The sequence below is a fragment of the Massilia norwichensis genome, assembly GCF_024753245.1.
GTDB lineage: Bacteria > Pseudomonadota > Gammaproteobacteria > Burkholderiales > Burkholderiaceae_D > Telluria > Telluria norwichensis.
Genome location: NZ_JANUGX010000038.1, coordinates 30,765 through 57,627, shown reverse-complemented (window position 1 = coordinate 57,627; position 26,863 = coordinate 30,765). Strand labels below are relative to the sequence as shown.

The 26,863-nt window shown below is 65.1% G+C and carries 17 protein-coding genes; 8 read left to right on the top strand and 9 right to left on the bottom strand.

Features of this window, described 5'->3' with window-relative positions; genetic code table 11:
• Positions 1–54 precede the first annotated feature (54 nt).
• Positions 55–1,068 carry a type I glyceraldehyde-3-phosphate dehydrogenase gene (gene gap / locus NX782_RS23835; protein ID WP_258847988.1) on the bottom strand — a complete coding sequence of 338 codons (1,014 nt, stop codon included), beginning with the start codon at positions 1,066–1,068 and terminating at the stop codon, positions 55–57.
• A 41-nt stretch (positions 1,069–1,109) separates the two neighbouring features.
• Positions 1,110–3,107, bottom strand: a complete 1,998-nt coding sequence (tkt, locus tag NX782_RS23830) for a transketolase (RefSeq protein WP_370661834.1) — start codon at positions 3,105–3,107, stop codon at positions 1,110–1,112.
• 135 nt (positions 3,108–3,242) lie between these two features.
• Here tkt and NX782_RS23825 point away from each other — a divergent pair, with 135 nt between their 5' ends.
• Positions 3,243–3,986, top strand: a complete 744-nt coding sequence (locus NX782_RS23825; RefSeq protein ID WP_258847987.1) for a 16S rRNA (uracil(1498)-N(3))-methyltransferase — start codon at positions 3,243–3,245, stop codon at positions 3,984–3,986.
• A gap of 75 nt (positions 3,987–4,061) precedes the next feature.
• Here NX782_RS23825 and NX782_RS23820 read toward each other — a convergent pair whose 3' ends face one another.
• Positions 4,062–7,211 (bottom strand): TonB-dependent receptor, encoded by a 3,150-nt coding sequence (locus NX782_RS23820; RefSeq protein WP_258847986.1) that lies wholly within the window; start codon positions 7,209–7,211, stop codon positions 4,062–4,064.
• A 622-nt stretch (positions 7,212–7,833) separates the two neighbouring features.
• Positions 7,834–10,890, bottom strand: coding sequence for a TonB-dependent receptor (locus NX782_RS23815; RefSeq protein WP_258847985.1), 3,057 nt, complete (start codon positions 10,888–10,890; stop codon positions 7,834–7,836).
• Between the two features lie 574 nt (positions 10,891–11,464).
• Between NX782_RS23815 and NX782_RS23810 the strand changes: the two genes are divergently transcribed.
• From NX782_RS23810 to NX782_RS23795, 4 genes are all read left to right on the top strand, one after another.
• Positions 11,465–13,081 (top strand): NAD(P)/FAD-dependent oxidoreductase, encoded by a 1,617-nt coding sequence (locus NX782_RS23810; RefSeq protein ID WP_258847984.1) that lies wholly within the window; start codon positions 11,465–11,467, stop codon positions 13,079–13,081.
• Between the two features lie 3 nt (positions 13,082–13,084).
• Positions 13,085–13,942, top strand: a complete 858-nt coding sequence (locus NX782_RS23805; protein ID WP_258847983.1) for an EamA family transporter — start codon at positions 13,085–13,087, stop codon at positions 13,940–13,942.
• 196 nt (positions 13,943–14,138) lie between these two features.
• Positions 14,139–16,826 carry a TonB-dependent receptor gene (locus NX782_RS23800; RefSeq protein ID WP_258847982.1) on the top strand — a complete coding sequence of 896 codons (2,688 nt, stop codon included), beginning with the start codon at positions 14,139–14,141 and terminating at the stop codon, positions 16,824–16,826.
• A gap of 108 nt (positions 16,827–16,934) precedes the next feature.
• Positions 16,935–17,942: an acetamidase/formamidase family protein gene (locus tag NX782_RS23795; protein WP_258847981.1), complete on the top strand. Its 1,008-nt coding sequence runs from the start codon at positions 16,935–16,937 to the stop codon at positions 17,940–17,942.
• A 26-nt stretch (positions 17,943–17,968) separates the two neighbouring features.
• Here the strand turns inward: NX782_RS23795 and corA are convergent, their stop codons facing one another.
• The 5 genes from corA to glnA all read right to left on the bottom strand — a co-directional run bounded on the left by corA (position 17,969) and on the right by glnA (position 23,842).
• Positions 17,969–18,934, bottom strand: coding sequence for a magnesium/cobalt transporter CorA (gene corA / locus NX782_RS23790; RefSeq protein ID WP_258847980.1), 966 nt, complete (start codon positions 18,932–18,934; stop codon positions 17,969–17,971).
• Between the two features lie 154 nt (positions 18,935–19,088).
• Complete coding sequence (gene ntrC, locus NX782_RS23785) at positions 19,089–20,606, bottom strand: nitrogen regulation protein NR(I) (RefSeq protein WP_308633103.1); 1,518 nt, start codon at positions 20,604–20,606, stop codon at positions 19,089–19,091.
• A 63-nt stretch (positions 20,607–20,669) separates the two neighbouring features.
• Positions 20,670–21,752: a nitrogen regulation protein NR(II) gene (glnL, locus tag NX782_RS23780; protein ID WP_258847990.1), complete on the bottom strand. Its 1,083-nt coding sequence runs from the start codon at positions 21,750–21,752 to the stop codon at positions 20,670–20,672.
• A 19-nt stretch (positions 21,753–21,771) separates the two neighbouring features.
• The gene (locus NX782_RS23775; RefSeq protein WP_258847979.1) at positions 21,772–22,290 is read right to left on the bottom strand and encodes a DUF4124 domain-containing protein; all 519 of its coding nucleotides are present in this window, start codon (positions 22,288–22,290) and stop codon (positions 21,772–21,774) included.
• A gap of 136 nt (positions 22,291–22,426) precedes the next feature.
• A complete protein-coding gene (glnA, locus tag NX782_RS23770; protein WP_258847978.1) occupies positions 22,427–23,842 on the bottom strand; it encodes a type I glutamate--ammonia ligase in 1,416 nt (471 codons plus the stop codon).
• 265 nt (positions 23,843–24,107) lie between these two features.
• Here glnA and NX782_RS23765 point away from each other — a divergent pair, with 265 nt between their 5' ends.
• The 3 genes from NX782_RS23765 to NX782_RS23755 all read left to right on the top strand — a co-directional run bounded on the left by NX782_RS23765 (position 24,108) and on the right by NX782_RS23755 (position 26,839).
• Positions 24,108–24,566 carry a rhodanese-like domain-containing protein gene (locus NX782_RS23765; protein WP_258847977.1) on the top strand — a complete coding sequence of 153 codons (459 nt, stop codon included), beginning with the start codon at positions 24,108–24,110 and terminating at the stop codon, positions 24,564–24,566.
• A gap of 4 nt (positions 24,567–24,570) precedes the next feature.
• A complete protein-coding gene (locus NX782_RS23760) occupies positions 24,571–25,605 on the top strand; it encodes an NHL repeat-containing protein (protein WP_258847976.1) in 1,035 nt (344 codons plus the stop codon).
• Positions 25,606–25,681: 76 nt separating this feature from the next.
• Entirely contained in the window at positions 25,682–26,839 is a 1,158-nt protein-coding gene (locus tag NX782_RS23755; RefSeq protein WP_258847975.1) for an NHL repeat-containing protein, read from the top strand.
• Positions 26,840–26,863 lie beyond the last annotated feature (24 nt).

The following is a 26,863-nucleotide window of genomic DNA, read 5'->3' as shown; positions in this document are numbered from 1 at the left end:
CCGGACCGGCTTCCCGATCAGGGGGCGTTTGCTACGCCGTAGCTTTAACGGCGATTACTTGGCGTTCATCAGCGCCACGGTGGTGTCCAGCATGCGGTTGCTGAAGCCCCACTCGTTGTCGTACCACGACGAGACCTTCACCAGGCGGCCCGAGACCTTGGTCAGGGTGGCGTCGAAGTTCGACGATGCCGGGTTGTGGTTGAAGTCGACCGACACCAACGGCTCGGTCTGGTAGGTCAGGATGCCGTTCAGGGCGCCCGATTCGGCGGCGGCCTTCATGATCTGGTTGACTTCGTCGACGGTGGTGTCGCGCTTGGCGATGAAGGTCAGGTCGACGATCGAGACGTTGATGGTCGGCACGCGGATCGCGAAGCCGTCCAGCTTGCCGTTCAGCTCGGGCAGCACCAGGCCGACCGCGGCGGCGGCGCCCGTCTTGGTCGGGATCATCGAGTGCGTGGCCGAACGGGCGCGGCGCAGGTCTTCGTGCATCACGTCGGTCAGCACCTGGTCGTTGGTGTAAGCGTGCACGGTGGTCATCAAGCCGGTTTCCAGGCCGATCGCATCGTTCAGCGGCTTGACCAGCGGGGCCAGGCAGTTGGTGGTGCAGGAAGCGTTCGAGATCACGGTGTCGGTGGCCTTCAGCACGTCCTGGTTGACGCCGTAGACGATGGTGGCGTCGACGTCCTTGCCGCCCGGTGCCGAGATGATGACCTTCTTGGCGCCGCCCTTCAGGTGGGCCGAAGCCTTTTCCTTGGTGGTGAAGAAGCCGGTGCACTCCAGCACCACGTCCACGCCCAGCTCACCCCACGGAATCTCCGCCGGGTTGCGCTGTGCGAACACGCGGATGCGGTCGCCGTTGACGATCATGTAATCGCCGTCCACCTCGACGGTGCCCGGGAAGCGGCCGTGGGCCGTGTCGTGGCGGGTCAGGTGGGCGTTCGAATTCGCGTTGCCCAGGTCGTTGATCGCCACGATTTCGATGTCCTGCTTCTTGCCGCCTTCATAGAAAGCGCGCAGCACGTTGCGGCCGATGCGGCCGTAGCCGTTGATTGCTACCTTGATCGTCATTGTGTACTCCTGATTGTTATAGAAAAGGGTTACAGCGATACTTAAACGTTGATGACCGATTTGGCCTTGGCGACGACATTCTCCACCGTGAAGCCGAAGTGCTTGAACAGCACCGGCGCCGGGGCCGATTCGCCGAAGGTGTCGATGCCGACCACGGCGCCTTCCAGGCCGACGTACTTGTACCAGAAGTCGGTGACGCCGGCTTCGATGGCCACGCGCGGAATGCCTTTGCCCAGCACAGCTGCCTTGTAGGCGGCGTCCTGGCGCTCGAACACGTCGGTCGACGGCATCGAGACCACGCGTGCGGCAATGCCTTCGGCTGCCAGCGCATCGGCGGATTTCATCGCCAGTTCGACTTCGGAACCGGTGGCGATCAGGACCACCTTGGCGTCGGCGGCGTCGCGCAGCACGTAGCCGCCCTTGGCGATGTTGGCGACGGTGGCGGTGTCACGCTCCATGTACGGCAGGTTCTGGCGCGAGAAGATCAGGGTGGCCGGACCGTCGGCGCGCTTGATGGCTTCGCCCCAGGCGACCATCGATTCGGTGGTGTCGCACGGACGCCAGTTGTCCAGGTTCGGGATCAGGCGCAGCGAGGAGACGTGTTCGACCGACTGGTGGGTCGGGCCGTCTTCGCCCAGGCCGATCGAGTCGTGGGTGAACACGAACAGCGAGCGGATCTTCATCAGCGCGGCCATGCGCAGCGCGTTGCGGCTGTAGTCCGAGAAGGTCAGGAAGGTCGCGCCGAACGGGATGTAGCCGCCGTGCAGGGCGATGCCGTTCATCATGGCGGCCATGCCGAATTCGCGCACGCCGTAGTTGATGTGGTTGCCCGGGGTACCGGAACGGACCGCGATCGACTCTTTCCAGTTGGTCAGGTTCGAGCCGGTCAGGTCGGCCGAGCCGCCCAGGAATTCCGGCAGGGTCGAAGCCAGCGCCTGGATGGCGTTCTGGCTGGCCTTGCGAGTGGCGATGGTTTCTTTCTTTTCGACCGTCGCGGCGATGGCGGCGGCCAGGGTCTCTTCGAATTTGCCCGGCAGTTCGCCCTTCATGCGGCGCTCGAATTCGGCGGCCAGTTCCGGGAATTGCGCGCGGTAGCCGTCGAACAGGGTGTTCCACTCGGCTTCCACGGCGGCGCCCTTCTGCTTCTGGTCCCAGGCTTCGTAGATCGGGGCCGGGATGTCGAACGGGATCGCGTCCCACAGCAGGTGCTCGCGCACTGCCGCGACTTCCTTGTCGCCGAGCGCGGCGCCGTGCACCTTGTCGCCGCCCTGCAGGTTCGGCGAGCCCTTGCCGATGATGGTCTTGCAGCAGATCAGGGTCGGACGGTCCGAGGTCTTGGCCTGGGCGATCGCGGCATCGACCGCCTCGACGCTGTGGCCGTCGACGTCCGGGATCACGTTCCAGCCGTAGGCGGCGAAGCGCTGCGGGGTGTTGTCGGTGAACCAGCCTTCGACCTTACCGTCGATCGAGATGCCGTTGTCGTCGTACAGCCAGATCAGCTTGTTCAGGCGCAGGGTGCCGGCCAGCGAAGCGACTTCGTGCGAGATGCCTTCCATGAGGCAGCCGTCGCCGACGAAAGCGTAAGTGTGGTGGTCGACGATGTCGAAGCCCGGACGGTTGAATTCCTTGCCCAGCAGCCATTCAGCCAGCGCCATGCCGACCGAGTTCGCAATGCCCTGGCCCAGCGGGCCGGTGGTGGTTTCCACGCCCGGCGTGATGTGCACTTCCGGGTGACCCGGGGTCTTGCTGTGCAGCTGGCGGAAGTTGCGCAGGTCGTCCATCGTCAGGTCGTAGCCCGACAGGTGCAGCAGCGCGTAATGAAGCATCGAACCATGGCCGTTCGAGAGCAGGAAGCGGTCGCGGTTCATCCAGCCCGGATTGGCCGGGTTGTGGCGATAGTGGCGGTCCCACAGCGCGACGGCGATCTCGGCCATGCCCATCGGCATGCCTGGGTGGCCGGAATTGGCTTTCTGGACGGCGTCCATCGCCAGCGCACGGATCGCGTTGGCCATCAGGGTGGTGGTTTGAACAGGTTTCATGGATGTGGTAAGTCTGAGGATTGGAAAGCGGTGGCGCTGTGCGGCAATTACTGCTGGCCTTAACCGGGTATTTTACCAGAGCATGCGGCCCAAGCCTTAAAATGCCGTCTTCTCCATATAGACAGCCTGCCGTTCATGCCACGTTTCTACTGCCCCCAGCCCCTCCTCCAGGGCGCCATCGTCGACCTGCCGGAAACCGTCGCCCACCACTTGCACGTCGTGCGCCAGCAACCTGGCGACGAGGTGGTGCTGTTCAATGGCGAAGGCGGCCAGGTGCGCGCGCGGCTGGTCGAGATCGGCAAGCGCCGGGCCAGCGCCGAGGTGGTGGCGATCGAGGCGGTCGAGGTCGAACTGCCCTATGCCGTGACCCTGGCCCAGGGCCTGCCCGAGGGCAGCAGCAAGATGGACTGGATCGTCGAGAAGGCGGTCGAACTGGGCGTGAGCAGGATCCAGCCGCTGGCGGCGGCGCGTTCGGTGGTGAAGCTGTCGGGCGAACGGGCGGAAAAACGCCAGGCGCACTGGGAAGGCGTGATCGTGGCGGCGTCCGAGCAGAGCGGGCGCAACCGGCTGGCGGTCCTGTCGCCGCTGCAGGACTTCAACCGCTATATCGCGCAGCCGGCGGACGGGCCGGGTGGCGACGGCCGGCGTATCCTGCTGTCGCCGCGCGCCACGCAATCGCTGGCCGGCTGGACGCGCGCCACCCCGCCGCAAGCCGTGACCCTGCTGGTCGGGCCCGAAGGCGGCTTCAGCGCGGCCGAAGAAGACGCTGCCATCGCTGCCGGCGCCCTTGCCCTGTCGATGGGCCCGCGCGTGCTGCGCACCGAGACCGCCGGCCTGGCGGGGCTGGCGGTGCTGGCAGCGCACTGGAGCGGCATCTAACCGTTATCTAGATGAAGACGAAAAAAAACCGCAGCCAGGGCTGCGGTTTTTTTGTTCTTCACACCAGCTGGCGCATCAGAACTTGTGGTTGTACTCCACGGTGAAACGCATCGAACGCGGCGTCTGGTAGTAACGCACCTGACGATAGTCCGAGGCGATGATGTTCTGGTCGCCTGCGGAATATTCCGAGTACTCGGCCAGCGCGGACTGCGAGTTCAGCGCGTTGAACACGTCCATCTTCAGCGCCAGGCCCTTGATCAGGTTCGGCGTGTAGGTCAGGTTCAGGTCCAGGCGCTTTTCCCACGGCATGCGGCCCTGCGAACCACGCTCGGTCACCTTGCCGTTGCAGAAATAGTACTCCGAGCTATAGCCAGGACCGCCGTACGAGTAGTACTGGTAGCCCGGCAGCCATGCTTCGCCTGCACCCGGTTCGCCGGCATCGACGTCGTTGTTGTTACCGTAGCACATGCGCGGACGGCCCGACTGCACCAGCAGGTTGGCGCCAACGGTGAATTCCGGCGTCAGCTGGTAGAAGCCGAAGGCCTTCAAAGCGTGCAGGCGGTCGTTCGGCAGCAGGCCGTTGCTGCCCACCATGAACTCAGGGAAGTCCCAGCCCGCCGAGGTACCGACGTCGGTCTGGCCGCTGTCCGAACGGGTCTGGCCTTCCATGTTGCCCTTGCTGCGCGACAGGGTGTAGTTGATGCGGCCATACCAGCCGTCACGCATCGGGTGCTCGAGGAACAGGTCCAGCGCTGCGTACTTGCGGTCGGCTTTCGGGTAACCCATCTGCTCGGCCGAGAAGTGTGCCCACTTGCCGGAGCCCGGGACGATGTTGCCGTTTTCGTCGTTGCCATTGACGTACACGGTCATGCCGCGGCCCGGGTTGAAGATCTGGCAACCCAGCGCGCTGGCGTTCCCCACCGGGATGCCGTTCTGGTCCGCGAAAGCGGCCAGCAGACGCGCATCGCAGGTGTCGTCGATACCGGCGCCCAGCTTGCGGTAGGTGAAGCGGCCGCCGAAGTTCAGGTTCGGGCTCCAGGCGCGCTCGAAGCCCAGGGTGAATTCATCCTGGTAGTTCGGCTTCAGGTCCTGGTCGACCACCGAGCGGATGTCCTTGGCCTGGCCGTATTCGCCGTTGGCCGAGTTCGGGGTATTGATCGCAACCAGGCCCAGCGGTGCGCCGGTGGTCGGATCGATGCCGGTATAGGTGAAGTCCTGCTGGGTGTAGGTCGAACGCGAGGCCGCGCGCGCCGCCACCTGGGTCGGCAGTTGCAGGTAGTAACGGCCGAGGCTACCGTAGACCTTGAACGAAGCGTCGCCGTTCACGTCCCACGATGCTGCCAGACGCGGGGCGATCTGGTTCTTCATGTCGATGAACTTCTCGCCGTCGCCGTTCATGTTGCTGTACGAGTCGTTGCGCAGGCCGATGGTCAGCAGCAGGTTCTTGGTTGCCTGCCAGCGGTCTTCGATGTACTGCGCCGATTGCTTGGACGAGGCGGACGTGACCGAGTTGAAGATCAGGGCGCGGGCGTAGTAGCCGGCGGTACCTGAACCGCCGAAGTTGGCGACGATGCCCGGACGGCTGTTCGACAGCGGCGACTCGACGTTGGCATTGCCGGCGCCGACGTAGCGGTAGGACCACTGGGTGCCGCCGCTGATCTGCTGGCCGGCGGTGCTGCTGTCCAGCTTGGACTGGTCGAGACCGGCGCGCAGGGTGTGGTCGCCCAGCTTGTACTCGAGGTCGAGGCGGCCCGACTTGACGGTGTCCTCACCCGGCGTGCTGCGATAGCCCGAGAAGAAGTTGTAGTTGCGGTACAGCGAGGACGGGATCGCCGACCACTGGTTCTGCGGCAGCGTGGTGGTGATGGTCGGCGGCAGGGTCGAACCGCCGGCGCCGGCGTTCGCACCCAGTGCGTTGTAGACGGTGCCGCGCTCGGTCTTCATTTCGCCGTACAGGGCGGTGACGGTCAGGTCGTCGTTGATCTGGCCGATGTAGCGCAGGCTGTTGAGCTTGGCGCCCGGGGTGCCCGGATAGGACGGGTCGGTCGGGCCCAGGTTGTGCGCGGTCGCCGAGGAGTACAGCTGGCCGTTCGGCTGGCCGTCCAGCAGGCCGGCAGCATTCGGGTTGTTCGGGTTCAGCGTATAGCCGTAGCGGTCATAGCGCTTCTTGTAGTCGTCGCCGGCGCTGGTGAATTCCAGGCGGTGGTTGTCGTTGATGTTCCAGTCGATCTTGCCCAGCCAGCGGTTCTCGCCTTCGCGGTTCGCATACCAGCCCTGCTGGCCGATGGTGGCCGCGTTGCTGATGGCCGACGGACCGACCTGGTTGTCGTCGGTGACCGTGCGGTCGGCGGCGACGAACATGAACAGCTTGTCCTTGACGAGCGGACCGCCGACGTAGGCGCCGTACTGGCGGCTGGTGGTCTGGCGGTTGTCCTGGCGGTAAGCCAGCTTGCCGTCGGTGGCGGCATTGTTCTCGTCGCCGGTATTCGGGAAGTAGATGTTCTTGCGCTTGGCGCGCAGGCTGTCCGGGGTCAGCATGTAGGTCGCGCCGGCTTCCCAGTTGTTGGTGCCGCTCTTCGACGTCACGTTCAGCACGCCGCCGATCGAACGGCCGAACTCGGCGCCGAAGCCGCCGGTCAGCACCGATGCCTGCTGGATCGCGCCAAACGGCAGTTCCATCGAGCCCAGCTGGCTCAGCGGGTTGGTGATCGGGAAACCGTTCAGGTAGTACGAGTTTTCGGACGCTGCGCCGCCGCCGATGGTGGCGACGTTCTTGCCGAAGGCCTGGTCGCCGGCGGTGGTGTTCGGCGCCAGCAGGACGATCTGCGACAGGTTCTGCTGGACCGGCAGTTTGGCCAGTTCACGCGCGGTGAAGACTTGGCCGTTGGTTGCGTTCGACACGTCGATACGGGTACGGCGGGCGGTCACCTGCACCTGCTGCACGCCCGCGCTCTGGAATGCCGCTTCGACGCCCTGGCCCGCGACGACATCGATCTGGGTCGTGCCGACGGCGCTGCCGCCCTTCATCAGGGTGGCGGTATAGGTGCCGATCGGCAGATTGGTGGCACGGAAGTTGCCGCTCGCATCGACGCCGGTGGAACGGGTCGCGTTGGTGCCGGTGTTCTTCAGTACGACGGTGTCGCCGCTACCTGCGGCAACTTTACCGAACACCGAACCTGCGGCGTTCGACTGCGCCATGGCGGGATTGACCACACCAACGGTCAATGCAACTCCTCCAAAAGCCAGCGCAAGTGCGTGTACCAAGACTGATTTTCTCAACATTGTGATTCCCTTATTTTCAATTTCGACAGTTTTGTAGACTGTCCTTTTTTAAATCACCATCTCACCCATTTCGTATTGACGACTGTATTTATGTCCTTCAAAATTGGATGCCCATACCTTTGATGCGCAAAAGTAATGTCTTGTGATCAAAACATACGCTTTCTTTCAGTGTCAATTTAGTTCGTGTATCAAAATCGTCGCAGCGGACAATGTTTTTGCGCACCAATATGGTGCAGCTCCGCGCTACTCACATGCTGCGGCGCAGCAGCGAAATACCGTGATTTCATAAAATAATTGCTCGCTTGGTATTTTTGGCAAACTTTCACCGGCATCGCGGAAAAGATTGCCGAACAACCCACACCTTCCCTACGTTGCAGCGCGCAACAATCCGGTGCGTCGCCTGCACCGGCGTAGACGCAATGCACTGCATGCGTATGCAGTTTGCATATACAAAATCATGAGATGACATGTCGGATCGACACAACAGATCGAGAACAAAAAAAAGCCCCGGCGAACCGGGGCTTTTCGTTGGACGGGACCGGCGCGCGGTCCCGGACCAGTTCGATCAGAACTTCCTGTCGTACGAGACCGACAGACGGACCGAACGCGGCGGCGTGTAGCTGATCGGCAGTTCGTAGGTCGAGCTCTTCGCGCTGCCGTTGTTGTAGGCTTCCGTGATGGTTTCCAGGGTCTGGGAATTGAACACGTTGAACACGTCGACGCGTGCCTGCAGACCCGGCACCATGTCCGGACGATAGGCAACGTTCAGGTCCAGACGCTTGTCCCATGGCAGCTCGCCGACGGTACCGCGCGGGGTCAGAACGTTCTGCGCACGGGTCGCACCGCCGCAGTAGAAGTTCTGGTTCGAGTAGTTCGGCGAATCGCCCGGCACCGGCAGGCTGCCGATGCAGCTGCGCGGACGGCCCGATGCCAGCAGCACGTTACCGCCCAGCATGACTTCCTTGGTCACTTCGTAGTAGCCGAAGGCCTTGATCTGGTGCTTGCGGTCGTTCGGCAGGCGGCCATAGGCGCCGCGCATCGCTTCCGGATAGTCCCAGGTCGAGGTCGCGGAGACGTCGGTCTGGGCATTGTCGGACTTGACCTGGCCTTCGGTATTACCCTTGCTGCGCGACAGGGTATAGAAGAGCTTGCCGTACCAGCCATTGCGGAACGGGTGCTCGGCGAACAGGTCCAGTGCCGCATAGGTACGGCTCGGCTCGTCGAAGCCCTGGTCGGCGGCGGTCAGGTGCACCTTGGTCAGGCGGTTCGGGTCGCCGTAGAAGTCCACCATGAAGGTGTTGTCTTTGCCCGGGTTGAACGTCTGGCAGGATGCGCCCCAGCCCACGTTGGTGATGGTGATGTTGTTCGCTGCCGCGTAACGCTCGAACGGACGCACGTCGCAGAAGTCGTCGATGGTCTGCTGCAGCTTGCGGTAGGTGACCTTGCCGCCGAAGTTCAGGGTCGGCGACCAGGCGCGCTCGAAGCCCAGCGAGATCTCATCCTGGTAGGCCGGCTTCATGTCCAGCGCAGCCAGGGTCGCGATGACCTTGTCCTGGCCGTACTCGTTGTTGGTCGAGAGCGGCGGGCTCAGCTGGACCAGACCGGTCGGGTTGCCCTTCGCATCGAGGCCGGTGTACGTGTAGTACTGGGCGGTGAAGGTCGAACGGCCGGCGCCGCGCACCGAGATGTGGGTCGGGATCGGCACCGAGTAGCGGCCGGCGGTACCGAAGACTTTCAGGCTGGCGTCGCCGTTCACGTCCCAGGCTGCGGCAAGACGCGGCTGGATCTGGTTCTTCATCTCCAGGAAGGTCTGCTTGAGGCCGTTCTGGTTCTTGAAGGATTCGCTACGCACGCCCAGGGTCAGCAGGACGTCCTTGTGGACCTGCCACTTGTCTTCCAGGTAGTAGGCGCTCTGTTCGGCGTAGGAGTCGGTCACCGTATTGAACAGGTCCCTGGTGACGTAGTAGCCCTGGGTGCCGTAGCCGCCGCCGCTGGCCGGCGACGGGATCTCGAAGCCGCCGATGGTGTCGATCGACTCGTTCGGATTACCCTTGTAGAAGGTCCAGCGGCCGCCACCGCCACGGAATTCACCCGCGGCGATCGACTGCAGCTTGGTCTGGTCCAGACCACCGCGCAGCGTGTGGGCGCCGAGGCGGTATTCTAGGTCCAGACGGCCCGACTTGACCACGTCCTTCGAGCCGTCGGCCAGGACGGTGCCCGTGATCGGCTGCGGGTTGGTATAGCTCAGGCCCGGCACCTGCACGTCCGGCGAGAAGACCTTCGAGAACTCGTTCGGATCGTAGCCCTGGAAGGTATTGACGCGCTTGATTTCCGATCTACCGTACAGCGCAGTCAGAGTGAAGTCCTGGGTCAGGTTGCCCGTGTACTTCAGCATGTTGCTCTTGCCGCCGACGAAGCCTTGGGATTCCACGTTCTCGTAGTGCGCGCGCGCGGTGACGATGCCGTTGCGGCTGCGGTCGGCGTAGCTGAAGCCGCTGTCGGCGATGTCGATCTTCGGCGTGTCGCCCAGGGCGGTGAACTCGAGACGGTGGTCTTCGGTGATGTTCCAGTCGATCTTGCCCATGTAGCGCTGGGTCTTGACCTGGCGGTCGCGCCAGCCAAAGGCCGTGTTCGATGCCACCGAAGCCACGCGGCTGCCGTTGACGTAGCCGTCTTCACGGTCGGTCAGCTCCGCGGCGGCGAAGAAGAACAGCTTGTCCTGGATGATCGGACCGCCCGCGTACAGGCTGTAGCTCTTCTGCTCGCGCTCGTTCTGGGCACGGGCCAGGCGCAGGGTATTGTCGGTGGCCGGATTGGCGCCGGTATTGGCGTAATAAATGTCGCGGAACTTCGAGCGCCATTGCTTCGGCTCGTAGGTCACGAGGCCACCGGCTTCCCAGGTGTTGGTACCGCTCTTGGTGATGATGTTGACCACGCCACCGATCGAACGGCCGAATTCGGCGCCGAAACCGCCGGTCAGGATCTGCGCTTCGGCGATCGCGCCGAAGGGCAGCTGGGCAGCGCCCAGGCCGGTCAGCGGGTTGGTGACCGGGAAACCGTTGATGTAGTACGAGTTTTCGGACGCTGCGCCGCCGCCGATCGAAGCGCCGCCGCTGAAGCGCGAGTCGGCGCGGGTGGTGTTCGGCGCGAGCTGGATGATCGCGTCGACGTTACGAGCGATCGGCAGTGCCGCCAGCTGACGCGAATTGAAGGTTGCACCACTGTTGGTGCTGGTCACGTCGATGGTGCGGCGCGTGCCGGTCACCTGGACCGTTTGCACGCCCGGCGCCGCAACGAACTCGGCTGCGGCCGACTGGCTGATGCTGACGTCGACCGTCATCGAGCCGGCTGCGGCCTGGCCGCGCATCTGGGTCACCTTGTAGGTGCCAGGCGGCAGTGCGGTAGCGCGGAAGCGGCCCTGCGCGTCGGGATTGATCGCGCGGCGCAGGCCGGTTGCCTCGTTCTCGATGACGACCTGGACATCGGAACCAGGAGCGACGGTACCGTAGATGCTGCCGGTGGCGTTCGATTGCGCCATCGCGGGGGTCATCGTAGCAACCGACAGCACGGCGCCGGAGAAGGCCAGCGTCAATGCGTGTACTAAAACGGTTTTCTTGAGCATGTGATTTCCTATTTTGGTATTTCAGCCGTTCTTCCGAACGGCCCCATAACTGCGTGTTGAATCACTTCTTGTTGCCAGACCACTCACTTCTCTCTCTTTTTTTCACCAATAGGCGAAGCCGTATCCTTGTTTCAACAAAGATATGTACGGACATAAAAACATATCGATTCTGCAAGTGTCAATTGCATGGAAGCAGCGAAAAAGAAGTGGAAATTCACGCACCATGACGGGGCGTGACGGCACGCACAATGATGTGGCGCAGCAAGAGAACCGTTTGGGAACGATCCAAAGACACGGCCAAAACGACAAATTCCAATGAAATCAGGCAAGTACATACACGCCAGCAAGGGTTGTATGCACACTGGGTTTATTGCGCCGCATCATATGTATATACGTCCTATGCAAATAGGCAGAAAAATGCACGCCCATGGTGCATACAAGAATTTGTCATCAAATTGTCGGATGTTGGATCGCTGCAACGACCTGGAAAGGCGGCGCCATCCCGCTGTCGCCGGGGTGCCGGGTTACAATACGAGGTTGAACCGACCAAGCGTTTGCTAGCGACGCCCCTACCATGCTGAGAATTGCCGAATTAAAACTTCCCCTCGACCATCCCGAACCCGCGCTGCGCCAGGCGGTGCTGACCCGCCTCGGCATCGGTGAAGACGAGCTGATCGACTTCACCGTGTTCAAGCGCAGCTACGACGCGCGCAAGCGCAGCGCCATCGTGCTGATCTATGCGCTGGACGTGCAGGTAAAGAACGAGGAACAGGTGTTGAAACGACTGCGCGACGACCGCCAGATCGCGCCCTCGCCCGACACCGCCTACAAATTCGTCACCAGCGCCAAACCAGCGCCCGGCACCCCGCGCCCGGTCGTGGTCGGCATGGGGCCGTGCGGCCTGTTCGTCGCCCTGATCCTGGCGCAGATGGGCCTGAATCCCATCGTGCTCGAACGCGGCAAGGTGGTGCGCGAGCGCACCGTCGACACCTTCGGCTTCTGGCGCAAGCGCAAGCTGAACACCGAGTCGAACGTGCAGTTCGGCGAAGGCGGCGCCGGCACCTTCTCGGACGGCAAGCTGTACAGCCAGGTCAAGGACCCGAAGCATTACGGCCGCAAGGTGCTGTCCGAGTTCGTGAAGTCGGGCGCGCCGGAAGAGATCCTGTACGTCAGCAAACCGCACATCGGCACCTTCCGCCTGGTCAAAATGGTCGAGCAGATGCGCGCCGAGATCCTGTCGCTGGGCGGCGAGATCCGTTTCGAGACCCGCCTGGAAGACGTGCTGATCGAGGGCGAAGGCGATGCGCGCCAGGTGGTCGGCGTGCGCCTGGCCTCGGGCGAGGAAATCCCGACCCGCCACCTGGTGATGGCGATCGGCCACAGCGCGCGCGATACCTTCCAGATGCTGTACGACCGCGGCGTCTATATCGAAGCCAAGCCGTTCTCGATCGGCTTCCGCGTCGAGCACCCGCAATCGCTGATCGACGTCTGCCGCTTCGGCCCGAATGCCGGCAACAAGATCCTCGGCGCCGCCGACTACAAGATCGTGCACCACGCCTCGAACGGCCGCAGCGTCTACAGCTTCTGCATGTGCCCCGGCGGCACCGTGGTCGCGGCGTCGAGCGAAGAAGGCCGCGTCGTCACCAACGGCATGAGCCAGTACTCGCGCGCCGAGCGCAACGCCAACAGCGCGATCGTGGTCGGCATCACGCCGGACGACTACCCGGGGCACCCGCTGGCCGGCATCGCCTTCCAGCGCGAACTGGAGTCGCGCGCCTTCGTCCTCGGCGGTTCGAATTACGATGCGCCGGGCCAGCTGATGGGCGACTTCGTGCGCGGCGTGGCGTCCAAAGAATTCGGCTCGGTGGTGCCGTCCTTCAAGCCGGCCGTGCACCTGACCGATCTGGCCACCGCCCTGCCCGACTACGCCACCGTCGCCCTGCGCGAAGCCTTCGTCGCCTTCGACAAGCAAATCAAGGGCTACTACAAGGAAGACGCGGTGCTGACCGGGGTCGAGACCCGTACCTCCTCGCCGATCCGCATCAAGCGCCACGACGACAACCTGCAAAGCCTGAACACCCGCGGCCTGTACCCGGCCGGTGAAGGCGCCGGCTATGCAGGCGGCATCATGTCGGCGGCGATCGACGGCATCAAGGTGGCCGAGGCGGTCGCGCTGTCGCTGGTCGGCTGACGCGTGACGGCGCCGGCGAAGGAGAACGCGGCCCTGCCGCTGCTGGCGATCGGCGCGGCGATGGTCTCGACCTATGCCGGCGCCGCCTTCGCCAAGCACCTGTTTGCGCTGGTCGGGGCCGAAGGCGTGGTCGGACTGCGCGTCGGCCTCTCGGCGATCCTGCTGGCCGCCTTCACCCGCCCCTGGCGCGCCCTCCCCGCGCGCGCCGACATCCCCAGCCTGCTGCTCTACGGCCTGGCGCTGGGCTGCATGAACCTGCTCATCTACCAGGCCTTTGCGCGCATCCCGATCGGCATCGCGGTCTCGATCGAGGTCATGGGTCCGCTCGCCCTGGTGCTGCTGTCCTCGCGCCGCCTGCGCGACTTCGTGTGGGTGGCCTGCGCCGCCTTCGGTTTGTGGCTGCTGCTGCCATTGAAGGATGGCACCGGGGCACTCGACCCGGTGGGCGTGGCCTGCGCGGCCGGCGCCGCGGTCTGCTGGGCGCTGTACATCGTGTTCGGCAAGCGTGCCTCGCAAGCGGCAGGAAACGGCACGGTCGCCTGGGGCATGCTGGCGGCCAGCCTCTTCATCGTGCCGGTCGGCGCGGCCCATGCGGGCAGCGCCCTGCTGTCGCCGGTCGTGCTGGCGGCCGGCCTGGCGGTGGCGGTGCTGTCCTCGGCCGCGCCCTACACGCTGGAGATGGCCGCGCTGCGCCGGCTGCCGCGGCGCGTGTTCGGCATCCTGGTCAGCGCCTCGCCGGCGGTGGCGGCGCTGGCCGGCTTCGTGGTGCTGGGCGAGCGGCTGTCGGGCGTTCAATGGCTGGGGATCGCGCTGGTCATCCTGGCCTGCGGCGCGACCGCGGCCGGCGCCGACCGCAGTTGAATCGTCAATACGTAGAGCTACGTAACTTTCTTCGTCTTTCGTTCAATTAGCAGCAAGTATTGTTGCTTCCCACCGTAATTACTATAAAAAAATTTTGTGCGCGTGAGTTTTGGTGATATATCTGCATGGCAAACGTCACTGAATTGTCATATTCGGTGCCGGCCTGCAGTTCATGAAACCCAATCACAGGATGTAGATGTTTACGGAAAAAGTATTGGCAAGGTCGCTGCGCCTGGTGTTCTCCGGCAGCGCCCTCGCCGCAGGCCTCGGCTTTGCCGGCCAGGCCATGGCGCAGGAAGCGCCGCAAGCCCCTGTCGCACGTGTCGAAATCACCGGTTCCGCGATCAAGCGCATCGACGCTGAAACCGCCGTTCCGGTCACGGTCCTGAAGGCCGAAGACCTGAAGAAGGAAGGCATCACCACCATCGAGCAAGTGCTCAGCAACCTGAGCGTGTCGCAATCGCAGACCGGTACCAGCCAGTCGGTCGGCTCCGGCTCCGGCGGCGCCTCGTTCGCCGACCTGCGCGGCATCGGCGCCAACAAGACCCTGGTGCTGCTGAACGGGCGCCGCCTGGCGAATAATGCCTTCGACAGCTCGGCACCCGACCTGAACATGATCCCGTTCGCGGCGCTCGAGCGCGTCGAGGTGCTGCGCGACGGCGCCTCCTCGCTGTACGGCTCCGACGCGGTCGGCGGCGTGATCAACTTCATCACCAAGAAGGACTTCCAGGGCGGCGTCGCCACCTTCGGCGAAGACCAGCCCCAGCACAAGGGCGGCAAGTCGCTCAACGCCAACTTCGCCTACGGCTTCGGCGATCTCGACGAGAACGGCTACAACTTCTCGATCGTGGTCGACCATCAGGAGCAGAAGGCGCTGGCCGGCGGCGACCGTCCGTTCAACAAGCGCTTCCCGGGCGGCCTGTCGAGCTCGACCTACCCGGCTAACTACTACCAGAACGGCGACAGCTTCAACCCGGCCGCCGCTGCCGGCTGCAATGCGCCGAACCTGATCTCCGACGGCGGCACCGGCTGCTACATGGAGACCTCGCCCTTCGTCGACTACATCCCGAAGAACCGCCGCGATTCGGCCCTGCTGCGCGGCACCTTCAAGCTGAACAAGGACCACGAGCTGGGTCTGGAATACCTGACCAGCGAGAGCGTGGTCGGCGGCACCATCGCACCGGTCCCGTACAGCGGGCTGTACGTCAACCGCCTGCGCCCGGACGGCAGCGCCAACCCCTACTTCCCGACCGGCGCCGGCTTCGACCCGGCCTATACCGAAGACGGTACCCCGGCCGGCGTCCTGCCGGGCTTCGCGCACGCGATGTGGCGCGACATGCCGAACGGCTCGCGTATGGACCGTAACGTCAACCAGCAGCAGCGCTTCGTCGCTTCGCTGGAAGGCAAGCTGGGCACCTGGGACTACAACGGCGCCCTGACCTGGAACGAAAACCGCGCCCGTCAGGAGCTGTACGGCTACAGCGACGGCGGCATCATCAGCCAGGGCGTGCTGAACGGCGTCATCAACACCATGGGCGAACAGAGCGCCGCCGGCACCGCGCTGCTGGATTCGGCCCTGCTGTCGGGCACCGTGCAGCATGCGCGCGGCCAGACCACCGGCCTCGACTTCCACGCCAGCCGCGAGTTCGGCAACTGGCTGGGCGCCGGCAACGCCGCACTGGCGCTGGGCGGCCAGGGCAGCCACGAGCAGTTCAGCAGCGCCGCCAACACCGAGTTCGCGGAAAAGGTCGTCGCCTCCACCGGCATCGACCCGAACTCCTTCAACCAGGGTTCGCGCAATGTCTACGCCGCCTACGCCGAACTGAACGTCCCGATCCTGAAGTCGCTCGACGTCACCGCCTCGGTGCGTTACGACCACTACAGCGACTTCGGCGGCACCACCAACCCGAAACTCGGCTTCACCTGGAAGCCGACCCGCAGCGTGATGCTGCGCGGCTCCTACTCGACCGGCTTCCGCGCACCGTCGCTGTACGACGTCAACTCCGCGCAGACCTTCTCGAACAGCGCCGGCAACTACGACGACCCGGTCAACTGCCCGGGCGGCAAGGCGCTGCCGGGCAAGTCGCCTGCCGCGACCTGCAACACCCAGTTCCAGGTGCTCTACGGCGGCAACAAGGACCTGCAGCCAGAGAAGTCGAAGAACGCGACCCTGGGCCTGATGTTCGAACCGGTCAACAACCTGACCGTGGGCGTGGACCTGTGGGCCATCGAACTGGAGCACATGATCGGTGTGCTCGCCAGCGACGACGTGTTCGCCGATCCGGCCCTGTACGCCGGCGTGTACCATCGTAATCCGGCGGGCGATTTGTCGGTCGACGGCGCGCAGTGCGCCACCCCGGCCAACTGCGGCTACGTCGACCTGCGCACCCAGAACCTGGGCGGCCTGAAGACCAACGGTATCGACCTGTCGGCCACCTACCGCCTGCGTACCAAGGCCTACGGCAACTTCACCCTCGGCACCAATTCGACCTGGGTCCACAAGTATGACTACCAGAACGACGAAGGCGGCGCATGGCACCGCAACGTCGGCGTGTACTCGGGCGCCGGCCCGGTGTTCCGCTGGCAGAACACCACCAACCTCGGTTGGAACAAGGGTGAACTGGCGGCAGGCCTGACCGCCCACTACAAGAGCGGCTACGTGGACCAGGATCCGACCAACCGCGTCGCTTCGTACACGACCTTCGACACCTACTTCTCGTGGACCCAGAAGAAGGGTCTCGGCGTGACCGTGGGCGTGCGCAACCTGGCCGACCGCAATCCGCCGCTGTCCTACCAGGACTCGCAGTTCCAGTCCGGTTTCGACCCGCGCTACACCGACCCGCTGGGCCGCACCTTCTACGTGCGCGGCTCGTACAGCTTCTAAGCGTTTCAGCGCCCGAAGCAGGCTGGCAGTAGCGAAGCGCCCGGTGTCCGCACCGGGCGCTTTTCATTTGCTAGACTGGGACCTTCTCATCGACATAACGGGTCCGTCATGCGCCGCCTCCTCCTTCCGCTCTGCCTCGCCCTTGCCGCAAGCGCGCCCGCCCTCGGCGCCGACTACACGCTGCCGGCCACGCCGCAGACCGTCGCCTGGGGTTACTACTCCGGCCTGTCGAAGCCGGTGCTGAGCGTGCATTCGGGCGACACGGTGCGCATGCAGACCCTGTCGACCTGCGGCTCGCCCGAGCGCATGATCGCGCGCGGCGTGAAGCCGGAAGACATCCCGCCCTACACCGAGGCGATCTACAAGGAAGTGCAGGACAAAGGGCCCGGCGGCCATATCCTGACCGGGCCGGTGGCGATTGTGGAAGCCGAGCCGGGCGACGTGCTGGAGGTGCAGATCCTGAAGGTCGACATCGACGCCAACTTCGCCTGCAACGTGTTCGGTGTCGGCTCCGGCTTCCTGCCGATGGAATACCCGTACGGCCGCTACAAGGTGGTGCCGCTGGACCGCCAGAAGATGGTCGGCCGCTTCGCGCCGGGCATCGAGATCCCGCTACGCCCCTTCTTCGGCAGCATGGGCGTGGCGCCGGCCGGCGGCAAGATCGACAGCGCCCCGCCCTTCGTCCACGCCGGCAACCTCGACCTCAAGGAGCTGGTGGCCGGCAGCACCCTCTACATCCCGGTGGCGGCCAAGGGCGCGCTGTTCCAGGCCGGCGACGGCCACGCGGCCCAGGGCAACGGCGAAGTCGACATCACGGCGCTCGAGACCTACCTGTCCGGCACCTTCCGCTTCGTGGTACACAAGAACCGCAAGCTGGTGTGGCCGCGCGCGGAGACGCCCACGCACTACATCTCGATGGGCTTTTCGAAGGATCTGAAACAGGCGACCGAGATGGCGCTGCGCGACATGATCGCCTTCCTGGTCGAAGAAAAGGGCCTGAACCGCGACGACGCCTACATGCTGGCCAGCGCCGCCGTCGACATGGAAATCACCCAGCTGGTGGACGGCAACGTCGGCGTGCACGCGATGTGCCCGAAGAAGATCTTCACACGGTAGGGTGGGCACACCCCCGTGCCCACGTTTTATAACCACCCGGCCTTGCGGAACTTCCGGTACAAATACAGGCACACCCCCACCATCGCCGCCAGCGCCATCGGATAGCCCCACTTCCATTCCAGCTCGGGCATGTATTTGAAATTCATGCCCCACACGCCGGCAAAGGCGGTGAACACGGCGAAGATCGCGGCCCAGGCGGCCAGGCGCTTGTTCACTTCGCTCTCGTCGATCGAGACCATCGACAGGTTCACCTGGATCGCGGTGGCAATCGTGTCGCGCACGGTGTCGAGACGGCCGGCGATGCGGATCAGGTGGTCGTGCACGTCGCGGAAGTAATCCTGGACGCCGCTTGCCATGGTCGGCCCGCGCGTGCCCAGCAGGCGGCCGACGGCATCCATCAGCGGCACCACGGCATGGCGCAGGTCCAGGCCCTTGCGCTTGAGCTGGTACAGGCGCTCGACGTTCTGGCGCTGGGCGCCGTGGGTGAAGATGCGGTCTTCGATGGTCTCCAGCTCGGACTCGAGCATGTCGACGATGGGGAAATAGCGGTCGACCACCGCGTCCATCAGCGCGTACATGACGAAGGACGAGCCCATGCTTAGCAGATGCGGCTCGCGCTCGGCGCGGGCGCGCACGCCGAGGAAGCCCTTGGCGGCATCGCGCCGTATCGACAGCACGTAATTGGGACCGGCGAAGATGGCGAGCTCCCCGGTGGCCAGGGCATCGCCTTCGAGGTCGACCGTGTGCACGATGGTGAACAGGCAGTCGCCGTATTCCTCGATCTTCGGCCGCTGGTGGCCGCGCGCGGCATCCTCGACCGCCAGTTCGTGCAGGTTGAATTCTTCCTGCATCTGGCGCATCTCGTCCTCGCTGGCGTCGCGCAGCGCAACCCAGACGAAGCAGCCGGGACGTTCGAGGTAGTCACTGATGTCCTCGACTGGAATATCGGAGAGTTTTTTACCTTCCTGGTAGGCGACGCAGTTGATCAGCATGGCAAGAGTCTACACCAAGGCCATCCCCGCACACGCCTCACGTCGTCCCCGAGCGCGCCACGTCGTCCCCGCGAAGGCGGGGACCCAAGTTCCGCGTGCGTTTCCACAGCGCGTGCAAACTTGGGTTCCCGCCTGCGCGGGAACGACGGCAGATTTATTCGTCCTTCGCGCCGTCGATCCCCAGCTCGGCAATCTTGCGGGTGATCGTATTGCGCCCGATCCCCAGCCGGATCGCCGCGTCGTTCTTGCGCCCGTGCGTATGCTTGAGCGCGGTGCGGATCAGGGCCGATTCGAACTGCCGGCCCAGCACATCCATCACCTCGATCTGGCCCTCGGACAGCATGCGCGCGGCCTGCAGTTCGAGCAGGCCGATCCAGCCGTCGGCACCGACCGGGGCCGGCACCGACATCGACGGCAGGCTGGCGGCACCATCGAGCGCGCCGTGCAGCGGGCCGGCCGAGGGCGCCGGCATCGCCACCACGGCGGACGCCGCAGTGGCGGCGGACATGGCGCCGGCCTGGCCCTGGGTCAGGTCGCGCGGCAGGTCCTTGACCTCGACGGTCTGGCCTGGCGCCATCACGGTGATCCAGTTGCACAGGTTTTCCAGCTGGCGCACATTGCCCGGCAGCTCGAGGCTGGCGATGCAGCGGTTCGCCTCCTCGCTCAGGCGTTTCGGTTCGACGCCCAATTGGCGTGCGCTCTGCACCAGGAAGTGGCGCACCAGGATGGGGATGTCGTCGCGCCGCTCGCGCAGGGACGGCAGGCGCAGCCGGATCACGTTCAGGCGGTGATACAGGTCTTCGCGGAACAGGCCGTCGCGCACGCGCTGTTCCAGGTTCTGGTGGGTGGCGGCGATCACGCGCACGTTCGCCTTGACCGGCTGGTGCCCGCCGACGCGGTAGAAGTGGCCGTCGGACAGCACCCGCAGCAGCCTTGTCTGCAGATCGAAGGGCATGTCGCCGATCTCGTCGAGGAACAGCGTGCCGTTCTCGGCCTGCTCGAAGCGGCCGCGCCGCATCGCCTGGGCGCCGGTGAACGCGCCGCGCTCGTGGCCGAACAGTTCGGATTCCAGCAAGTCCTTCGGGATCGCCGCCGTGTTCAGCGCGATGAAAGGCTGTTGCGCGCGCGGGCTGTGCTTGTGCAGGGCGCGCGCCACCAGTTCCTTGCCGGTGCCGGACTCCCCGGTGATCAGGACCGTCACGTTCGACTGCGACAGGCGGCCGATGGCGCGGAAGACTTCCTGCATGGCCGGCGCCTGGCCCAGGATCTCGGGCGTCTCGGTGGGCGCGATCTCGACGCTGGCCTCGCGCAGACTCTCCTCCAGCGCGCGCCGGATCAGCGCGACGGCCTTGTCGATGTCGAAGGGCTTGGCCAGGTATTCGAAGGCGCCGCCCTGGAAGGACGCGACCGCCGAATCGAGGTCGGAAAAGGCGGTGATGACGATGACCGGCAGGCCGGGATGCTTTTCCTTGACGGCCGCCAGCAGGTCGAGGCCGGACTCGCCCGGCATGCGGATGTCCGAGACCAGCACCTGCGGGCTGTCGCTCTCGAACGCGGCCAGCGCCTCGCGTCCGCTGGCAAAGCTCCGAGTGGCGAGGTTTTCGCGCGCCAGGGCTTTTTCCAGCACCCAGCGGATCGATGCATCGTCGTCGACAATCCAGATTGGTTTCATGTAGTTCAGTGCTTCCCGCTTAAAGACATCCATCGTTGGACCGCGGCCGCACCGTCCCGACGCTTATGGCAAGGGGATCAGGATACGGAAATCCGTCAGTCCAGGCCGGCTTTCGCACTCGATCAGCCCCAGGTGCTGCTGCACGAAGGTCTGCGCCAGCGTCAGCCCGAGACCGCTGCCGCCGTCGCGCCCGGAAACGAGCGGATAGAAGATGCGGTCGCGGATATCGGGGGCGATGCCCGGTCCATTGTCGATGATATGCAAGTCTAATGCCAGCCCGTAACGGACCTTGGCCAGCGTGACCTGGCGCGCGACGCGGGTGCGCAGCACGATCTCGGCATCTCCTTGCGCGATGCGCGCGCGCAGGGCCTGGGCGGCGTTATGGACGATGTTCAGCACGGCCTGGATCAGCTGTTCCTTGTCGCCGCGGAACTCGGGAATCGAGGCATCGTAGTCGCGTTTGATACTCAGGCCGGCCGGGAATTCGGCCAGCACCAGGCTGCGCACGCGCTCGCAGACTTCGTGGATGTTGACGTCGCCGACGATGTGCGGACGGCGATGCGGCGCCAGCAGGCGGTCGACCAGGGTCTGCAGGCGGTCGGCTTCCTTGATGATGACCTGGGTGTACTCGCGCAAGGAAGCGTCCGGCAGCTCGAGTTCCAGCAGCTGCGCCGCGCCGCGCACGCCGCCGAGCGGGTTCTTGATCTCGTGGGCCAGGTTGCGGATCAGTTCCTTGTTGGCCTGGCTCTGGTCGAGGATGCGTTCTTCGCGGTCGAGCTTGAGCTGCTGGACGTTCTCGCGCAGCTCGACCACCACTTCCTCGTCGCCGGCGGCGCTGACGATGCTGTGCACGTGCAGCGGCTCGCGCCCACTGCGCTGCAGGGCCAGGTCCTGGCGCAGGTCGGCGTACTTGTGCGCCAGCGCCTGGCGCACCAGCGCATCGAGCTCCTCGCCGTTGAGGAACAGGCCGGCCAGCTTCTGGCGCGACAGCGACTTGACCGAGACTTCGAGCAGGTGCTCGGCGGCCGGGTTCGCGTAGCGCACGCTGCCGGCGGCATCGACCACCAGCACGCTGGTGGCCAGCAGGTCGAGGCCGGCGAACCGGGCGTACGGCGAGTCCTTCGGTGGGCGTTCCGGTTCGGTCATGGCGGCGCGCATGTCGGCATCAACGGATATTGGCGATTTCACGCTTGATGGCTTCGACGTTCTTCTCGGCGCGGCCGATGTCCTCGCGCATCTGGGCCACGCGCTGCTGGTACTTGGCGTAGTTCCGCTCGTTGCCCTGGCGTTCGGGTTCGCCGTTGTTGAAGTCGCGGCGCAGGTCGGCCAGCTTCTTCTCTTCGGCGCGCAGTTCCTCGTCGAGGATGGCGCGGCGGTCGTCGTCGCGCGCGCGCTGGGCGGCGCTGTCGACGCGCGGGAAGTTGGCCGGGGTGGCCGGCGCCGGACGCGCGGCGCCCTGGCGCATGTTGACGGCGGCCGGCGGGCGGCTCGAAGCCGGCGGGGCCGAGATGGCGCCGGAAACGATGGCGTCCACCACCTTGCAGTTGCCGGCATTCGTATCGGTGTAGAGCACGCGGCCTTCCTTGTCCACGCAGCGGTAGACGACGGATTGGGCGGACGCGGGCGCGGCCAGCGCGAGCGCCAGAAGAATCCCGGCCGGGTGCTTCACGAACAAGCTTGTCATTCGCATCAGGTCAGTCGGCACGATGTGCCTGGTTGGGAATCTTCCGACTATACCGCATCCCCATCCGGATGAAAAAAAACGCGGGTCGGCCAGCCGGCTTTCCCGCGTTTTTGTTACCGTACGGCTACAAACTGAATTACGACGAGTAGTACATGTCGAATTCGGCCGGGTGCGGGGTCATGCGCAGACGCTGCACTTCCTGCATCTTCAGCTCGATGTAGGCGTCGATCATGGCGTCGCTGAACACGCCGCCGCGGGTCAGGAACTCGCGATCCTTGTCGAGCGCTTCCAGGGCTTCTTCCAGCGAGGCGCACACGGTCGGGATCAGCTTGTCTTCTTCCGGCGGCAGGTGGTACAGGTCCTTGGTCGCGGCTTCGCCCGGGTGGATCTTGTTCTGGATGCCGTCCAGGCCGGCCATCAGCAGTGCGGCGAAGCACAGGTAGACGTTGGCCAGCGGGTCCGGGAAGCGCACCTCGATGCGGCGGCCCTTCGGGTTCGCCACGTGCGGGATGCGGATCGAAGCCGAGCGGTTGCGTGCCGAGTAGGCCAGCTTGACCGGCGCTTCGTAGCCCGGCACCAGGCGCTTGTACGAGTTGGTGCCCGGGTTGGTGATCGCGTTCAGCGCCTTGGCGTGCTTGATGATGCCGCCGATGTAGTACAGGGCGGTTTCCGACAGGCCGGCATAGCCGTCGCCGGCGAACAGGTTCTTGCCGTCCTTCCAGATCGACTGGTGCACGTGCATGCCCGAGCCGTTATCGCCGTTCATCGGCTTCGGCATGAAGGTCGCGGTCTTGCCGTAGCTGTGGGCGACGTTCCAGATCACGTACTTCATGTTCTGGGTCCAGTCGGCGCGCTCGACCAGGGTCGAGAAGCGGGTGCCGATCTCGTTCTGGCCGGCGCCGGCTACTTCGTGGTGGTGCACTTCGACCGGGATGCCCAGCGATTCGAGGATCAGGCACATTTCCGAACGCATGTCCTGGAAGCTGTCGACCGGCGGGACCGGGAAGTAGCCGCCCTTGACGGTCGGACGGTGGCCGCTGTTGCCGCCTTCGAATTCCTTGTCGGTCGACCAGGATGCTTCTTCCGAGCTGATCTTGACCATCGAGCCCGACATGTCGATTTTCCAGTGGACCGAGTCGAAGATGAAGAATTCCGGCTCCGGGCCGAAGAAGGCGGTGTCGCCGATGCCCGAGGATTTCAGGAAGGCTTCGGCGCGCTTGGCGATCGAACGCGGGTCGCGGTCGTAGCCCTTGCCGTCCGACGGTTCGATCACGTCGCACTGCATGAACACGGTGGTCTCTTCCATGAACGGGTCGATGTTCGCGGTGTTCGGGTCCGGGATCAGCAGCATGTCCGATGCTTCGATGCCTTTCCAGCCGGCGATCGAGGAGCCGTCGAAGGCGTGGCCGGATTCGAACTTGTCTTCGTCAAAGTGCGAGATGGGAACGGTCACGTGCTGCTCTTTGCCGCGGGTATCGGCGAAACGCAAATCGACGAACTTGACTTCGTTATCCTTCAGCATCTGCATTACATCTGCGGCGGTCCTTGCCATTCGTATTCTCCTGATTGAAAAAGGGGTGTCGGCGACGCCAACGGGGCGTGCGACAGACGCATCCTGTTATAAGCACTAAGCGTGCCAGCACTTGTCTATGAGCAAATGAGCAATATAGCCTTGGAACGTCCGCCGTTTGGCCCTTAAAATCAATGGCGCGTTTGGGCGCACGGTTTTGATGCGACCTCATCCATACGCACCAGAGTGGTGCAAGTGGCGCAGTATGCACCAACTTGAGGCAGGTTGCACTATTAAGGAGAACAGCATGAGCAGCACCGACGAGATCCTGAACAAGGCCCGCGAGCGCGCCCCCGGCCAGCCCTATGCCGGCGCGGTCACGCCCCAGGAAGCCTTTGCCCTGTTGCAGTCCGACCCACGCGTCAAGCTGGTCGACGTGCGCACGAATGCGGAGCGCGACTGGATCGGCCGCCCGGCCATTCCCGAAGCCCAGCACGGTGCGGTGCAATGGAGCCTGTACCCGGGCGGCGCGCCGAACCCGGACTTCGCCACCCAGCTGCAGCAAACCGCCGACAAGGAAGATGTGGTGCTGTTCCTGTGCCGCTCGGGCGTGCGCTCGCGCCACGCGGCGCGCGTCGCCACTGAACTCGGCTATACGGATGCCTTCGACATCCTGGAAGGCTTCGAAGGCGACCGCGATGGCGAAGGACACCGCAAGACGGTGGGCGGCTGGTGCAAGGCCGGCCTGCCGTGGATCGGGGCCTGAGCCGATGCGGATCACAGCGGCCATCCTGAGCGCCAGCCTGGTGCTGGTCTTGTGCGCAGCCTGCGGCGGCTCCACCACGCCTGTCGCCGCCGGCAGCGTCACCCCCGGCGGCGGTTCCGGCTCGCCGACTCCCCCCGCGGCCACCGGCTCGCTGGGCCTGTTTGCCGGTAACCCGGTCGATGGCGGCATCGTCGACGGCAGCGGCGAAGCCGCGCGCTTCGTCGGCCCGGCGGCCATGACCATCGACGCCGGCGGCAACCTCTACCTGGCCGCCACCTGCGCGATCCGCAAGGTGACGCCAGCCGGCGCGGCCTCGCTGTTTGCCGGTTCGTACACCAACTGCGGCAGCCTGGACGGGTCGGCCTTTCCATCGGCAAGCGGGATCGCGGCCGCCGCCGACGGCCGGCTCTTCATCACCAGCGGCCGCAATGTCATCGAAGTCAGCCCGGCAGGCGCCACGCGCACGCTGGCGGTACTCGAACCGGGCAACCTGGGCGGCGGCATTGCCGTCGACGCCGCCGGGAACCTGATCGTCGCCACCGGCATCGGCACCCGCCGCATCGCGCCGTCCGGCGCCAGCACCCTGCTGGAAGGCGTGGCCAGCGCGGAGGGCGTGTCCGGCAACGCGCGGCGCGGCGTGGCGGTCGACGCCGCCGGCACGGTCTACCTGGCAGCCCTCGACAACACCATCCTGCGCATCGACAGCGCCGGCAACCGGACCGTCCTGGCCGGCACGCCCGGCAGCGCGGGCAGCGCCGATGGCAGCGGCGCGACGGCGCGCTTCAGCAAGCTCGTGGCACTGGCGCTGGACGGCCAGGGCACCCTGTACGCCGCCGATGCCGGCGCCGACAGCCAGTTGATCCGCAAGATCACGCCGACCGGCGTGGTAAGCACCGTGGCCGGCAAGCCCGGTGTCGCGACGCTGCAGCCGGGCGCCCTGCCCGGCGGCCTGGCGCCGCTGGGCGGCCTGGTCTTCGACGGCAAGGGCATCCTGTACGCCAGTTCGGGCAATGCGATTGTGCGGATCGCGCTGCCCTGAGGCTGGTGAGAATCGAAGAGATTTCTTGCATATTTAACATGCTAGGCTGACCGGATGTCCACTGCGGAGTTCCGGTATGCAAACGACCGTTCCGAAATCGCTGGGCGCCAGCGTGTTGATGACCCTTTGTGTAGCCTGCGGCGGTGGCGGGTCCGGCAGCACCGCTGCCATCACGCCGTCCGTGAGCAGTGCCGGGCCCGTGAACCCGGCGCCGCCGGTGAGCACGACGCCGCCCGTGAGCACGACGCCGCCCGTGAGCACGACGCCGCCGGTGAGTGCGCCCGCGCTGTCCGTCCTGGCCGGCAATCCTGCCGAAGCCGGCACCGTCGACGGCAGCGGCGCGGACGTACGTTTGAACGGCCCCACGGCCCTAGCGATCGATAGCGCCGGCAACCTGTACGCGGGCGCCAACTGCGCCATCCGCAAGATCACCCCCGCCGGTGCGGTCTCGCTGTTTGCAGGCGCCTATTGCGCGCCCGGCACGCTAGAGAGCTTTCCCTCGGCATTTACCCTGGCGAGCGCGGCGGACGGCAGGCTGGTCATGACCACCTACGGCCTGGGCATCTTCGAAGTCAGTCAGGCAGGCGCTGCGCGCAAGGTCGCCGCCCTGGAGGAAGCCGCAGGCGGCGGGCGCGGCGCGGCGATCGCGTATGGCGACGGCATCGCTGCCGGCGCGGCGGGCGACCTGGTCGTCAGCAACTGGATCGGCGTCCGCAGGATCGCCCCTTCCGGCAGCTATACCATGCTGGACGGCATAGCCAGCACGACCGCCGGCATCGGTTCCAATACCTTTATTCCGGCGCGCCGCGGCCTGGCCGTCGACGCCGCCGGTACGGTCTACCTTGCTACCAACGACAACACGCTCCTGCGCATCGATACGGACGGCAAGAAGACGGTATTGGCCGGCGGCCCGGGCGGCGGCACCAAGGATGGTACCGGCGCCGAAGCCCGCTTCAGCCACATTATTGCGCTGGCCGTGGACAGCAAGGGCAACCTGTACGCGGCGGATTCGTCCAGCGCCACATGGCAGAGCCAGCCGCCGTTCAACGAACTCATTCGTAAGATCACGCCGGCCGGGGTGGTGACGACGATCGCCGGCACGCCCGGTGTCAGCGAGTTGAAAACCGGCGCCCTGCCCGGCGGCCTGGCGCCGCTGGGCGGCATCGCGCTCGACGGCAAGGGCAACCTGTACGCGACCTCGGGCAATGCCATCGTCAAGATCGTGCTGCCCTGAAGTGCACGCCGCTTTACCATGCTA